The 14,376-nt window shown below is 36.8% G+C and carries 15 protein-coding genes; 10 read left to right on the top strand and 5 right to left on the bottom strand.

Translation table 11 applies throughout. The annotated features are described in order from the left end of the window. Positions 1-5: 5 nt before the first annotated feature. Both JOE44_RS08635 and JOE44_RS08630 read left to right on the top strand, forming a co-directional pair. On the top strand, positions 6-971 hold the full coding sequence (locus JOE44_RS08635) for an NAD-dependent epimerase/dehydratase family protein (RefSeq protein WP_209785230.1): 966 nt from the start codon (positions 6-8) through the stop codon (positions 969-971). Between the two features lie 84 nt (positions 972-1,055). After that, positions 1,056-1,808, top strand: a complete 753-nt coding sequence (locus tag JOE44_RS08630) for a polysaccharide deacetylase family protein (RefSeq protein WP_209785229.1) — start codon at positions 1,056-1,058, stop codon at positions 1,806-1,808. 189 nt (positions 1,809-1,997) lie between these two features. On the opposite strand, the gene JOE44_RS08625 is transcribed toward JOE44_RS08630, so the two are convergent. Beyond that, positions 1,998-3,203 (bottom strand): metallophosphoesterase, encoded by a 1,206-nt coding sequence (locus tag JOE44_RS08625; RefSeq protein ID WP_209785228.1) that lies wholly within the window; start codon positions 3,201-3,203, stop codon positions 1,998-2,000. Positions 3,204-3,270: 67 nt separating this feature from the next. Beyond that, positions 3,271-4,338, bottom strand: coding sequence for a ketoacyl-ACP synthase III (locus JOE44_RS08620; protein ID WP_105683632.1), 1,068 nt, complete (start codon positions 4,336-4,338; stop codon positions 3,271-3,273). 101 nt (positions 4,339-4,439) lie between these two features. On the opposite strand from JOE44_RS08620, the gene JOE44_RS08615 reads away from it, so the two are divergent. The 8 genes from JOE44_RS08615 (at position 4,440) to JOE44_RS08580 (ending at position 10,731) form a co-directional block, all read left to right on the top strand. Beyond that, positions 4,440-5,009: a hypothetical protein gene (locus JOE44_RS08615; RefSeq protein ID WP_209785227.1), complete on the top strand. Its 570-nt coding sequence runs from the start codon at positions 4,440-4,442 to the stop codon at positions 5,007-5,009. Positions 5,010-5,012: 3 nt separating this feature from the next. Further along, positions 5,013-5,744, top strand: a complete 732-nt coding sequence (gene ubiE, locus JOE44_RS08610) for a bifunctional demethylmenaquinone methyltransferase/2-methoxy-6-polyprenyl-1,4-benzoquinol methylase UbiE (protein WP_034695974.1) — start codon at positions 5,013-5,015, stop codon at positions 5,742-5,744. A gap of 3 nt (positions 5,745-5,747) precedes the next feature. After that, a complete protein-coding gene (locus JOE44_RS08605; RefSeq protein ID WP_209785226.1) occupies positions 5,748-6,530 on the top strand; it encodes a porin family protein in 783 nt (260 codons plus the stop codon). A gap of 140 nt (positions 6,531-6,670) precedes the next feature. Continuing rightward, entirely contained in the window at positions 6,671-6,973 is a 303-nt protein-coding gene (locus JOE44_RS08600) for a hypothetical protein (protein WP_105683630.1), read from the top strand. Next, positions 6,973-7,260, top strand: a complete 288-nt coding sequence (locus JOE44_RS08595; RefSeq protein WP_034695967.1) for a cell division protein ZapA — start codon at positions 6,973-6,975, stop codon at positions 7,258-7,260. Before JOE44_RS08600 ends, JOE44_RS08595 begins: the two co-directional genes overlap by 1 nt. Before the next feature lie 232 nt (positions 7,261-7,492). Continuing rightward, positions 7,493-9,058, top strand: a complete 1,566-nt coding sequence (rny, locus tag JOE44_RS08590; protein ID WP_209785225.1) for a ribonuclease Y — start codon at positions 7,493-7,495, stop codon at positions 9,056-9,058. Between the two features lie 73 nt (positions 9,059-9,131). Continuing rightward, positions 9,132-10,373 (top strand): MFS transporter, encoded by a 1,242-nt coding sequence (locus JOE44_RS08585; protein ID WP_209785224.1) that lies wholly within the window; start codon positions 9,132-9,134, stop codon positions 10,371-10,373. 178 nt (positions 10,374-10,551) lie between these two features. Next, positions 10,552-10,731, top strand: coding sequence for a hypothetical protein (locus JOE44_RS08580; protein ID WP_209785223.1), 180 nt, complete (start codon positions 10,552-10,554; stop codon positions 10,729-10,731). 81 nt (positions 10,732-10,812) lie between these two features. Here the strand turns inward: JOE44_RS08580 and JOE44_RS08575 are convergent, their stop codons facing one another. The 3 genes from JOE44_RS08575 to JOE44_RS08565 form a co-directional block, all read right to left on the bottom strand. Continuing rightward, positions 10,813-11,748, bottom strand: coding sequence for a putative sulfate exporter family transporter (locus tag JOE44_RS08575; protein WP_209785222.1), 936 nt, complete (start codon positions 11,746-11,748; stop codon positions 10,813-10,815). Positions 11,749-11,984: 236 nt separating this feature from the next. Further along, on the bottom strand, positions 11,985-12,860 hold the full coding sequence (locus JOE44_RS08570) for a LysR substrate-binding domain-containing protein (RefSeq protein WP_209785221.1): 876 nt from the start codon (positions 12,858-12,860) through the stop codon (positions 11,985-11,987). 201 nt (positions 12,861-13,061) lie between these two features. Next, positions 13,062-14,369 (bottom strand): voltage-gated chloride channel family protein, encoded by a 1,308-nt coding sequence (locus JOE44_RS08565; protein WP_209785220.1) that lies wholly within the window; start codon positions 14,367-14,369, stop codon positions 13,062-13,064. Between the last annotated feature and the right edge of the window lie 7 nt (positions 14,370-14,376).

Below are 14,376 nucleotides of genomic sequence, written 5' to 3'. Positions count from 1 at the left end.
TGAAAATGGAATCCTATACGGAAAGAATACTGATTACAGGTGCCTTGGGACAAATTGGTACCGAACTTACGAACAGACTTGTTGAAATCCACGGAGCGGAAAACGTTGTTGCTTCAGGATTGGACAGATGGCAGGAAGGAATTACTTCTGCCGGACACTATGAAAGAATGGATGTTACCAATACACAATTGGTAAGACAGGTAATTCATGATTATGAAATCACTACAGTGTATCACCTGGCTTCACTTTTATCCGGAACTTCTGAAAAGCAGCCTATTTTTGCGTGGAAACTGAATCTTGAACCATTGCTTCATTTTTGTGAAATGGCGAAAGAAGGGCTTCTTAAAAAGATCTTCTGGCCAAGTTCTATCGCTGTTTTTGGAAAAGGAATTCCAAAGCATGAGGTAGGACAGGATGTCGTGTTGAACCCTACAACTGTTTACGGAATCTCTAAAATGGCAGGGGAGAAGTGGTGCGAATACTATTTCGATAAATATGGGGTAGATGTAAGAAGTATCAGATATCCTGGATTGATCTCCTGGAAAACTCCAGCGGGAGGTGGAACTACCGATTATGCCGTTGAGATTTTTTACAAAGCTATTGAAGAAGGAAAATATACAAGTTTCATTTCTGAAAATACCGGAATGCCGATGTTGTATATGGATGATGCCATCAATGCTACTCTGAAATTAATGGATGCTCCAAAAGAAAGTTTAACAGTTCGTTCTTCTTATAATTTGGGCGGAATGTCATTTACTCCAAAAGAACTGGCAGAAGAAATCAAGAAAGAAATTCCGGATTTTGCAATTGATTATAACCCGGATTTCAGACAGGCAATTGCAGATTCTTGGCCTGCTTCTATTGATGATTCAGTCGCTAAAAAAGACTGGGGTCTGACGTATGATTTCGGAATTTCTGAAATGACAAAGGACATGATTAAGAATTTGAAAGTAAAATTAGGAAAGAATTAATTATATAAAGTAATACTTTAATTAGTTTTATTTTTAACATCTGATTTTTAATATTTTATAGAATTTATATAAACTTTAATTTAAATGGTATTATTGACTTTTAACATCACTTGTATTGAGGCTGAAGTAAAAAAAGGCTCTTCTATTACCGATGATGAGAGATTGAAAATCATAGAAAATAATACCAGAGCAATTCTTAGAATTTTAGATATTCATGATATCAAATCAAGTTTTTTTGTAGAGGTTTCTCTCATCGAAAAACTTCAGAATTTAATAAAAGCAATTTCATCCAAAGGGCATGAAATTGCTTTTTATAATAAAGGATCAAATCCGGAAGAAATTGAAAATGCCAAGAAGAATATTCAGGATCTTCTGGAAAAACAGATTAGAGGAATTCGTCAGAAAGATGTAAAAGTTTCACAGGAAATTTTGAAGCTGATGGAATTTAATTATGTTTCCAATATCGATAATGCCAATATTCTTTTTCCTTTCAAAAGACTCAAAAGAGATACGGTAATTACAGAAGAGGACGGATTGAGTATTGTTCCGGAAAGTATCTCTCCTTACAGCCAGCTGCCCTATAATGATTTTGTATTTCAGATTTTGCCAATGAAGTATTATCAGAATATGGTGCTGGAAACTTTGCAGAACGAAGAGTTTGTTTTGATTTATCTCAATACATGGCAGTTTACAGATTTCAAGAAATACCGTTTTGCTATTCCTTTTTACCGAAGCTTATTTTCGGGCAAAAAAATGGAGGACAAATTAGATGCCCTCCTTACTTTTCTCAATGACAGGGAAATGGCTACTTCCCGTATGAAAGATTATATTTTTTAGGTTGCAGGTGATAGGTTGCAGGGATTAGGGAGAATTCAAGGTTCAAAGTTTAAAGTTCAAAGTTTAAAGTTTAAGGTTGTGTAGCCAGCAACTAGTAAACTTGAAACAAAAGAAACCCACAACTCGTAACCAAAACAACCAGCAACCAAACAACGAGCAACTAATAACTCGCATCCCGAAACCCATACTCTAGCTTAGCTCAAAAAGAGTGATTTCTGGCAATACACCCACTCTTCCCGGATATCCTAATACGCCAAATCCTCTGTTTACGTACAGTAATTTTCCTTCGCTTTCATATAAGTCGGCCCATTTTGGGTATTTGTATTGTACCGGAGACCATTTTACGTTTTTAAGATCCAGTCCAAACTGCATTCCATGGGTATGTCCTGAAAGGGTTAAATGGATGTTTCCAGGGTGTTTTTTTACCACGTAATCAAAATGGGTAGGGTCGTGGCTCATTAATATTTTAGTGGCAGATTCCGGTACGCCTTTTAACGCATCATCTATTCTTCCGAATTGAGGGAATGGTTTCAGTCCCCAGTTCTCAACCCCCAGAATATAGAGTTTATCTCCATTTTTCTCAATGACTCTATGCTCATTTCTCAGCATGTCAAAACCAGCCTGCTTTTCATAGCCAATCAATGTCTCAAGGTTTTCTTTTTTAGCAGCACGGGATTCCCAGGTTACATAATCTCCGTAATCGTGGTTTCCTAAAACGGCAAATTTGCCATCTTTAGCCTGAATTTTTGAAAACAAAGGAATGAATGGCTTGAATTCATCCGCAACATTATTTACCATGTCTCCGGTAAATAATACAAGGTCGGGCTTCTGTTCATTGATCAGGTCGATAGCATGTTGTAATTTGTTTGGGTCTGAGAAGCTTCCGCTGTGAACGTCAGAAATTTGAATGATTTTGTAGCCTTTGAAACTTTTTGGGAGATTGGCAAAATTTACTCTTACCCTTCTTACTGTATGCCTGTATTTCCCAAACGTAATTCCGTCAATGAAAAGAGCTGAAAGTACCCCGCTCATTCCCAGTCCTACCAGACTCAGGAACTTCCTTCTTTCCGGGAAGAAATTTTCAGTGGGTTTGGCAAAGCCAATCAGATAGCCTCCGGTTCTGATGATATCATCAATTAATAAAAACAGGACCACGAAAATTTTAGGAAGGATGAAAATTAAAAATAATGAAATCATGATCTGAGTCCTTACCATACTTCGGTCTGATCGTTGGTAATGATTGACTTCATAGGCGAAAATTCCATATACGGCTAACGATATTACCCAATATCCGGTTCTGATCCAGAAATTATCGGTAAGCGTTCTGACAGCCTGATAAATATACACTTCCAAAAAAAGGAAGATTCCGGCGATGATTAAAAGGTTCTTTTGCATGTTCTGATCAAAAAAAGCACAAAGAATAACTTCCCTGTGCTTTATATTTTTTGTTTATTAAATATTTTTAAGGAAATCTGTAAACGATAGCATTGATGTTCATTCCGGCTCCTACCGAAGTCATCACAATGTTACCTTTTTCTTTAAACGATTGACCCTCCATTTTTCCTTTAATTATTATATCATACATGGTAGGAATTGTTGCTACTGAAGTATTTCCAAGATCCTGGATCGTCATAGGAGAGATCGCATGATCGTATTCTTTTACGTCATAAAGCCTGTGAAGTCTTTCAATCATGGCGTAATCCATTTTAGCATTGGCCTGGTGAATTAAGATTTTATCTATATCTTCAATAGAAAGACCTGCATCAGTAATGGTGTCCTTGATAGCATCCGGTACGTTTTTAAGAGCGTATTCGTAAATCTTTCTTCCTAACATTCTTACATAAAGACGCTTTTGATCTGCTTCTTTATTGATAGAAGGTTGATTTTCAAGGTAGTTTAATTCCGGTCCATTATCACAGATCGTGTTGTGGGCAATAATTCCTACATTCTCTTCGTCAGTTGCTTTTACCACTACCGCTCCGGCACCATCGGCAAAAATCATTCTGTTTCTGTCATATGGATCAGTCACTCTGCTTAATGTTTCAGCTCCGATGACAAGAATTGTTTTTGCTACTTTAGCTTTAATTAAATTATCAGATAAAATCATTGCTTCTACCCATCCCGGACATCCGAAAACCATGTCATAGGTTACGCATTTTCTGTTTTTGATCCCCAGTTTATTCTTTACTCTGGCTGCCATTGTTGGCATAAAATCAGCATATCCGTTTTCGGTAACTTCCCCGAAATTGCTTGCATAGATGATATAATCCAATTCTTCGCCGTCTACTTTGGCATCCTCAAGGGCAATTTTTGCAGCTTCATAACCGATTTGAGAGTTGGAAAGATCATCCTCAATGAATCTCCTGTTTTCGATTTCTGTAATTTCTACAAATTTCGCAATGGTCTCTTCCACAGGCTTTTCAATCTTTACTCCGTCTTCAGTATAGAACTCGGAATTCATAAAGTAATCTCTACCAATAACTCTGTTCGGAATATAAGATCCAGAGCCAATAATGATCGTATTAGGCATTCGTTTATATGATTTTTTTAAAGATGCAAAGTTAATAATTAATATTAATAACGGAGAATTAAAAATATTATTAAATTTGCAAAAATTGTACTTTACAATCTATGAAAAACAATTCATCCTTAAAAGGCTTACTTATTGCAGCTGTGGCGTTTATCGTTGCCTTTGGGATCTACTTCCTTTTTTTAGCCAAGAAGAATTATTATGTTGTAGATAATCCTACCCCGAATACGTATTACTTTAAGATCAATAACGGGTCTGAAGGCATTATTTCTGCGGGACAGTTTGTGCATGTGGATTTGAATAAGGGGAAAAACTCTATTCAGGTTTTTGATCAGAACAAAAAAATGCTTTATGATTCTGCATTTGAAGTGAATAAAATTCGGGGTCTGATTAATATCACTCATCAGGATTACTACGTAAATGATCAGTATTACGGATATAATCTTAAAAAAGATTCGTTACTGGCAAACCTTGATAAAACAGTTATTGACGGAAAGGATTATTACGGAGGAGCGAAACGCTTCAATAAGCTTTACACAGAAGATTTTTATTACAATGTAGATGAAGACTATGACAAAGTGATCAAAAATATCCAGAAAGTGGAATCACGATCTAAAATCTTCAGAAAGCAGGATTACCTAAATTATTATAAAGAATATTACAAGTTTTAAGTTTTGACAAAAGATATCACCAAAGTTACTCCCTACAATTCAGAGGCTACAAAAAAAAGCCAGGTAGAGGATATGTTCGACAATATTGCGCCGAAGTATGACCTTCTGAACCGTGTTTTATCCATGAAAATTGATATTTTGTGGAGAAATAAACTGGTAAAATGGATGAAAAATGATAATCCGCAGGAAGTGCTGGATGTGGCTACAGGAACGGGAGACCTGGCAATTACGATTGAAAAAGGAACCGGTTCTAAAGTAGTTGGATTAGATTTATCACAACAAATGCTGAATGTTGGCGTTATTAAAATAAAAAAACTTAAATTAGACGGCAAAATTTCCATGCAAAAAGGAGATGCTGAAAATTTACCTTTCGAGGATAATAGATTTGATGCTGTTTCCGTTGCATTTGGAGTAAGGAATTTTGAAAACCTTACCAAAGGTTTGGCAGAGTTAAGAAGAGTAGTTAAAGATAACAAAAGTGTTTATATACTGGAGTTTTCAAAGGTTGAGGGTTTCATGGGACCATTTTATATGTTTTACTTTAAAAATATATTACCTGCCATTGGCAGACTGGTTTCTAAGGATAATAGGGCGTATACATACCTTCCGGATTCTGTAAATGCTTTTCCTTTCGGGGAGAAGATGAAGCAAATTCTTTTAGATACGGGATTTAAGAAAGTTGAATATAAAAAATTAAGTTTAGGTATAGCCACAATTTATAAAGCAACAAAGTAACCTATGAATAAATTTCTATTAAAAGCACTGGTTTTAACCTCAGTAAATGTTGCCGTTTTTGCAAACGCGCAATTCAGAACCCGAAACAAAATGGATAAGTTGGAAGATTTCGACGAGCAGAAATTCAGTTGGGGGTTTTATTTGAACGGGAACAGACTGGATTACCGCATTGTTTTGCATCCGAAATATGGGATGAATGATAATGAAAACCTTGTTACCTCCAAGGAAAGTTATAGTTTCGGTGCCGGGCTTATTGCAAAATGGAGACTGAATGACTATCTTGATGTAAGAATAGAACCAGGTTTACAGTTTGCACAAAGACAGTTGACTTTTAATACTCAATCCAATGACATTTATGCAGGTGGATCTTTAACGAATCCTCCTTTTATGCCATTCCCTTTACAGGAAAAGGATAAAGTAAGAGAAATTAAATCTACATTGATCGATATTCCGGTACTTTTGGAACTTCACGGACAAAGATGGTACAATTCAAGACCTTATGTGGCAGCAGGGGTAAACTATGTGGTGAACCTTCAGTCTAACGCAACTTCTACAGATGATAACATGCAGGGGATTTACAGATCTACCACTCACAACTTCGCATGGTCTGCAGAAATGGGAATTCAGTTTTATTTCAACAAATTTAAACTGACTCCTGCCGTAAGAGGAACATTCTTCATGAACAATGAGAAGGTGGCAGATAACGCTACTACACCTCCTTACTGGTCATCTGCTATTTCTACATTGCAGACAAGAGCGGTAATGTTCGTTCTGAAATTTGAATAAAAAAATATTTCATTGAAAAATACACAGGAGGTGCGCTGGCGCCTCCTTTTTTGTTTGTATTTCAAAATATAGAGCGTTTTATTTTTGTTAGTGCTATTATTTTTTTATTTTTGCTTTTAGTTAGAATATACAAACCTGAAATGCTTCAAGATTTAGAAAACAATTTTTCAGAATTAGAGAGAAAGATTTCGACTCTGCAAAAGAACTATAAAAATCTTACGGAAAATTTAAGAGAATTAAATATTGAGCATGAAGACTTGAAGAAGAAGTATGATGAGGAAAGAAGAAAGAATCAGGTATTAGCAGAAGAACAAAAAAATATAAAACTTTATTCAGCAATATCAGGAAATCCTGAACACAATAGATTAATGAAGAACCATATCAACAGATTGGTGAAAGAAATTGATTTCTGTATTGCTCAGCTTCAAAACAGTGGATTATAATGGAGGTAAGGAGAATAACCGTCAACATTGCAGGAAGAGTGTATCCGCTGAACGTACCGGCAGCAGAGGAAGAAACTTTGCGTAAAGTAGGGAAGCAGATCGAGAATATGATTAAAGATTTTGAACAAAACTTCGATGTAAGAGATAAACAGGATGCTTTGGCTATGTGTGCCCTTAAACTGGGAACCAATGCAGAAGTAGTTTCTCTTAACTACGAGAAAAATATTAATTCAACCAACGAGAGGTTAACGCAGATTAATCAGTCGTTGAATGAAATCGGGAAATAGATTTTTTTTCCTGAAAAATTACTGCCTACAATAATTCTAACACATTAAAGGTAAACTCAACGCTAAACAATTACCGAACAAATGTCCATCGAATGGCGTGCCGGACTTCCGGATTACAGACAGTGGAAATCAGTTCAAATCGTGTTGATTAGGAGTTTACTCTCAATCTCTGGATTATTGTAGGCTTTTTTTATGTAAAGAATATGAATACAATTAAAACTCAATATATATTATGATAGAAGTTATAGTCGGTGTTGTTTGTTTAGTAATCGGAGCCGTGGTAGGAATGTTTTTTTCCAGAAGTTCTCTGAATACTAAAGCAAAATTCATCATAGATGATGCCAAGAAAAATGCCGAAAACCTTATAGAAAAAGCTAACGTACAGGCTGAATCCATAAAGAAAGAAAAGAACCTTCAGGCTAAAGAAAAGTTCCTGGAACTGAAATCACAGCATGATGCAGATATTCAGTCCCGTGAAAAGAAAATGCAGGAAGTTGAAAAGAGAACGAAAGACAAAGAGCATAAGCTGAATGATGAACTTAGCAAGACTGGAAAGCTTGAAAAAGATCTAGACAAGCAAATTGCAGATTACGCTAAGAAGAATGAAATTCTGGAAAGAAAACAGCAGGAGTTAGATACAGCTACTGCTAAGAAAGTAGAAATACTTGAAAAAATCTCGAATTATACAGCAGATGAAGCGAAAGCAGAATTGGTAGAAACCATGAGAGCTGAAGCTAAAACAAGAGCTCAGGCGCACGTTCAGAGCATCATGGAAGAAGCTCAGATGAATGCTAAAAATGAAGCGAGAAAAATCGTTATCCAAACAATTCAGAGAATCGGAACTGAGCAGGCTATCGAAAATTCAGTATCCGTTTTCAATATCGAATCTGATGAGGTAAAAGGTAGAATTATCGGTAGAGAAGGTAGAAATATCCGTGCTTTAGAAGCGGTAACAGGAGTAGAAATTATTGTTGATGATACTCCGGAAGCCATTCTTCTTTCATGCTTTGACCCTGTAAGAAGAGAGATTGCAAGATTATCCCTTCACAGATTGGTAACCGATGGTAGAATTCACCCGGCAAGAATTGAAGAAGTAGTAGAAAAAACAAGAAAACAGATCGAGGAGGAAATCATTGAAGTAGGTAAGAGAACCATCATTGATTTAGGAATCCACGGATTACACCCTGAATTGATCAAAATTGTAGGAAGAATGAAGTACCGTTCTTCTTATGGACAAAACTTACTACAGCACTCGAGAGAAGTAGCAAATATTGCTGCGACAATGGCTGCTGAGTTAGGATTAAACGTAAAATTAGCAAAAAGAGCAGGTCTTTTACATGATATCGGTAAAGTTCCTGAGCAGGAATCAGAATTGCCACACGCCCTTTTAGGTATGCAGTGGGCAGAGAAATACGGTGAAAACCCAGAAGTAGTAAATGCAATTGGAGCTCACCACGACGAAATTGAAATGAAGTCATTATTATCTCCGATCATTCAGGTAGCCGATGCAATCTCAGGCGCAAGACCGGGAGCAAGAAGACAGGTATTGGAATCTTACATCCAGCGATTGAAAGATCTTGAATCTGCAGCGTTAAGCTTTGATGGTGTATCCAGTGCTTATGCAATTCAGGCGGGTAGAGAGCTAAGAGTAATGGTAGAGAGTGGAAAAGTAAATGATGAAGTAGCTTCTCAGCTTTCTTACGACATCTCTGAGAAAATACAGAACGAACTTACTTATCCGGGACAGGTAAAAGTAACAGTAATCAGAGAAACGAGGGCTGTGAATATTGCCAGATAATAATCGTAAAAAGATATTTAATAAAAACCTTTCAAGAAATTGAAAGGTTTTTTATTTTTATCAAAACTTAAAAATGCAAGAACTGTCTCTGTCTTCAAAACTGAAGTACATTTTCTCTATTCCCGTTATTATTTCTGCCTTAGGCTATTTTGTAGATATTTATGACCTCCTTCTATTTGGGATTGTAAGAATTCCCAGTTTAAAGGCATTGGGACTTAATCCTGATGCAGACGGAACCTTTATTCTGAACTGTCAGATGGTAGGCCTTCTCATCGGAGGCGTATTCTGGGGGATTTTCGGAGATAAAAAAGGGAGACTTTCTGTGCTGTTTGGATCTATTTTGGTTTATTCATTAGCTAATATTGCTTGTGGTTTTCTTCCATATTTTCCGAAAGAGCATTTAGTGTATCAATATGCCGGTTTAAGGTTCATAGCGGGTATTGGGCTTGCCGGAGAGCTCGGAGCGGGAATTACACTGGTTTCTGAGAGTCTGCCGAAGAATTTAAGGGCAATCGGAACCTCGGTGGTAGCTGGTTTTGGATTAATGGGTGCCGTAGTGGCTCAACTTACCGTAGAACTGGCCGGAGGCTGGAACATTTCTTACATCATCGGTGGGATCATGGGAATTATGTTATTGATACTAAGAATAAGCGTATCAGAATCCGGAATTTATAAGAATATAGAGCATAAAGATGTTTCAAAAGGAGATTTTTTATCCTTTTTTACCAATAAAGACCGATTGATCAGATATCTAAAATGCATCGCAGTAGGATTACCCACATGGTATTGCATTGGGATTCTGGCCGTTTTAGCCAATCAATTTGCTCCTGAATTAGGTATTACAGAGATCAACCCCGGAAAAGCAATTATGTGGGCCTATGTAGGTATTTCTGTAGGTGATTTACTGAGTGGTTTTATTTCCCATGCTTTAAAATCACGTAAAATGGCTATCTTCTATATGCTGATCTTTACTCTCATCGGTGTTGCTATCATGTTGTTCGGGAATACCAATACAGAAACAAAATACTATTTATTCTGTGTATGGCTTGGCTTTGGAACAGGATATTGGGCTATGTTTGTAACACTGGCAGCCGAACAGTTCGGAACCAATATCAGAAATACCGCAACCACAACAGTTCCGAATATGGTAAGAGGACTGGTGCCGGTTATGATATTTGCTTTTGATTCCCTTAAAGGACATTTCCCTGTTGTGGAAAGTGCTGCAATAGTAGGAGTAGTAGTATTCGGACTTGCTTTTTATTCTTCACTTACGATTTCTGAAACCCATGACAGAGACCTTGAATTTACAGAATAATTTAAACTGTTTAAAAAAAATACATAGAGGATTCCTTATTTTGAATATAATAATTAAGTTATAATCAATAAATTATTAACTTTTGTGTCGTTTTTTGTTGCGAGTATTTAATATTTGTTTAACTTTGGAAGGTAACTAAAACTAAATTATTTAATTAAAACTAAATCTCACGAACATTATGAAAAACGCTAAAAAACTGAGAAAACAAGACTTGAAAAATATTACAGGAGGAATAAGCGGTAATCCGGATTTATCTCTTTGCGGATGCAGCTGCTCAGGATCTGTAACAGGACCTTGGTATTGTGTACAGTATATCGCTTGTCCGCAGGTATATACTTGTGGTGAAGCCGCAATCTAAAGAAAATTATTTCAATTAGAAATAAACATTTCCACATTTAATATGCAGCACCCTTTTGATATCAAAAGGGTGCTGCTCTTTTTAATGGATTATGTAAAGAAGACTACCAACACTTATGGTTATCCACAGGATAACTGCCATAGCTAAAGGTTTTAATCCGATTGATTTCAGTGTTTGGAGAGAAAGGGTGGAACCAATGAAAAATAAAGTCAGATTCAGTCCGGATTTTGCCAAAACAGTGATAGAAGCACTGAAACGATCCATAAAAGGAAAATAGGTATTCAACAGAATCGCCACAATAAAATACCCGATAAACCAGGGAATCTTTATTTTGGAATCTTTGCTTTTAAAAATGAACATGGTGATCAATGAAACCGGGATGATCCATAAAGCACGCGCCAGTTTTACAGTAGTTGCTATTTTCAACGCTTCATCACCATATTTACTGGCAGCACCTACTACTGAGCTTGTATCGTGAATTCCTACCGCACACCAAAGTCCAAACTGTTCCTGTGACAGATTCAGAAAATGTCCTATGGCGGGATAGACAAACAATGCAATAGAGTTTAACGTGAAAACAATAGCTAACGCAAGGGAAATCTGTTTCGTACTGGGTTTAATAATAGGGGATACGGCTGCAATGGCACTCCCTCCACAAATAGCTGTTCCTGCAGAGAGCAAATAAGCTAAAGGCCTTTCCAGTTTAAATACTTTTCCCAGAAAATATCCCAAAACCATTACTGTAACAATACTTACAACCGTTAAGAGTAAACCTGTTTTTCCGGCGTGAAGAGCTTCGTCCAGCTTCAGCCCGAATCCTAAACCTACAATTGATATCTGTAATAGCAAATGAATATAATGATGAAGATGTTTTTCAAAAGGATTTCCGATAAAAACAGCCAGCCCAAATCCCAATACAAGAGCTATAGGAGAAGAGATAAGCGGAGTAAGACATACTACTGCTAAAACAATAAAAAATACTTTCCGTGTCATTTCATTTTGAATGAAATCTTTCATAATGCGAACTTTTAAAATCTGCATCAAAATTCCGGAATTTAGTATTACAAAGTAAATCGTATTTTGTTATAACGAATAACCAAAAGTTATAAAGTAAAAAGTAAAAAGTAAAAAGTAAAAAGTAAAAAGTAAAAAGTAAAAAGTAAAAAGTAAAAAGTATTTCGGATAAGCAACTATAGTAGCTGGCAAATTATTAATACTTTTTACATGAATACTTTGTACATTATACAAATGATTTACTCTGCAAATCTCAGGAAAAGGCTGATCAGTTCAGATTGCTCGCCTTTAGGAAGGATAAAATGAAAATCCCTTTCAATACTGAAATTTTTAATATCAATAACCGTCAGAATATTATTTTTCAGCTCATTCAGTATGGTGCTGATAGAAAGAAATGCCATGCATTCAGAATGGAGAAGATAATTTTTAATGCTTTCACTGCTTCCAAGTTGCATAACGGTATTCAGTTCATGGATATTGATTTCCTTTTCTTTGAGTCTGTTGTGTATAAACTCAAGAGTACCTGAACCTTGTTCCCTGAAAATCAGATCCAGCTGATAGAGATCTTTTAAATTTAGGGTTTTATGGGCTAGAGCGTGGTCGGATTTTGCCGCCAAAACAATTTCATCAGGCTTAAAAGTCCTGTATTCAAAGTAAGAAGACTGAGATTCGCCTTCAATAATACCCAGATCAATTTTTTCTTCTTTTAAAAGTGTTGAGATTGTTTCTGTATTTCCCGTAAGAAGCTCAATCTTGATATCTTTATAATAAGAATTGAATTTGGCTAAAATTTCAGGTAAAATGTACTGTGCAACGGTTGTACTGGCTCCAATAATCAGTTTTCCTTTATGCTGCTGATTGATTTGGCTGATCTCAAACTCCATATCACGGTAGATATTTCTGATCTTCTCTGCATGTTCAAACAGGATTTTCCCGCTTTGAGTCAGCTGAATAGAAGTTCCTTTTCGGTCAAATAACTTAGCACCTATCTGAGTTTCAATCTCTTTAATATGTTTGGTAACAGCGGGCTGGGAAATATGAAGCTCTTCTGAAGCTTTCGTGAAACTTAATCGGGAAGCTACTGTATGGAAAACTTTTAATCTGTAATCGAACATGGGGTAAAATTACGAATTATAGTTGGAAACGGCGAAGGAGATGTTAGTGAGTTTGAGAGTGGGAGAGCTTGAGTGTAGCTGGGTTTGTGTTTTGAGATACCGGATTCGAGGGTTTAAATTTGTAGGTAACCAGTAACTATCAACAAAAACAACTAGAAACTAGAAACAAGCAACCAAAACAACCAGCAAACCAAAACCAACTTATAAAAAATCCGAAACAGACTTATCCTGCTGACTTTCAAATCGTCTGTTTTTTGCTTCTCCGATTTTCTGTTTCGTATAAATACTGTTGTGACCGGAAAGGAGATAAGAAACAACACAGGCAATAGCTACATAGACACCACATTCTGCTCCGAATAATTCAATTCCCATCAGCATACACGCTAAAGGAGTATTGGTAGCTCCGGCAAATACCGCTACAAAACCCATTCCTGCCAATAATCCGAACGGAAGCGGAATAAAAAGAGATAAAGCACTCCCTAAAGTAGCGCCGATGAAGAACAAAGGGGTAACTTCTCCACCTTTAAATCCGGCTGAAAGGGTAACAATGGTAAAAATCATTTTTAATGCAAAATCATATAAAGGAAGCTGTTTCTCAAAAGATTCCACAATCACAGGAACTCCCAGCCCTATATAACGGGTTGTGCCCATCGCAAAAACAGCAAGCGCAATAATAATTCCTCCCACAACAGGGCGAAACGGAGGATATTTGATTTTTGATTTGAAAACAGAGCTCATCCAGTGGATCATTTTGCTGAAAGCTGCGGCACATATTCCGAAAGCTATTCCGGCCAGAATACTGTAGAGAACTGGCAAAAACTCAAGCTTTGGAATAAAATCAATATGATAATGGGTATGCTTTACATTCCAGAGATTGGTAGCCCAGTCGGCCAGAATTGCAGAAACGAAGGCAGGAAAGATGGCATTGTAACGAATTCTTCCGATCAGAAAAACCTCAAGTCCAAAAACGGCACCTGCCAGTGGAGTTCCAAATACAGAGCCAAATCCGGCCGCAATAGCTGCAATAATTAATATTTTTCTTTCATTTCTGTCCAACTTAAAAGGTCTGGTAAGCTGATCCGCGATAGCCCCTGCCATTTGAAGTGCCGTACCTTCACGGCCTGCAGAGCCTCCGAAGAAATGGGTGACAATGGTTCCGAGATAAACAAAAGGCGCCATCTTAAACGGAATAATTCCCTTTGGTTCATGGATGGTATCAATGAGCAGATTGTTTCCAGCCTCAACATCTTTCCCGAAATAATAATAAAGAAGCCCAATCAGGAATCCCGCTGCTGGCAGCAAAGCAATCAGCCACAGATGATTTTCCCTGAAGTTCGTTGCCCATTCTAAGGATTGAAGAAACCCTGCAGAAGCTGTTCCCACTAAAGTTCCAATAATTGTACTGATGCACAGCCATTTTAAAATATAGGGCAGAGCCGGAAACTTTCTGAAGAAAAAATGAGTGTGAAAAACTGCTTTTTTACCTAATGTTCTTTGGTTTTTTGACATGATAATC

The sequence above is a fragment of the Chryseobacterium sp. PvR013 genome, assembly GCF_017833095.1.
Classification (GTDB): Bacteria; Bacteroidota; Bacteroidia; order Flavobacteriales; family Weeksellaceae; genus Chryseobacterium; species Chryseobacterium culicis_A.
This window is presented reverse-complemented; position numbering and strand designations above follow the sequence as displayed.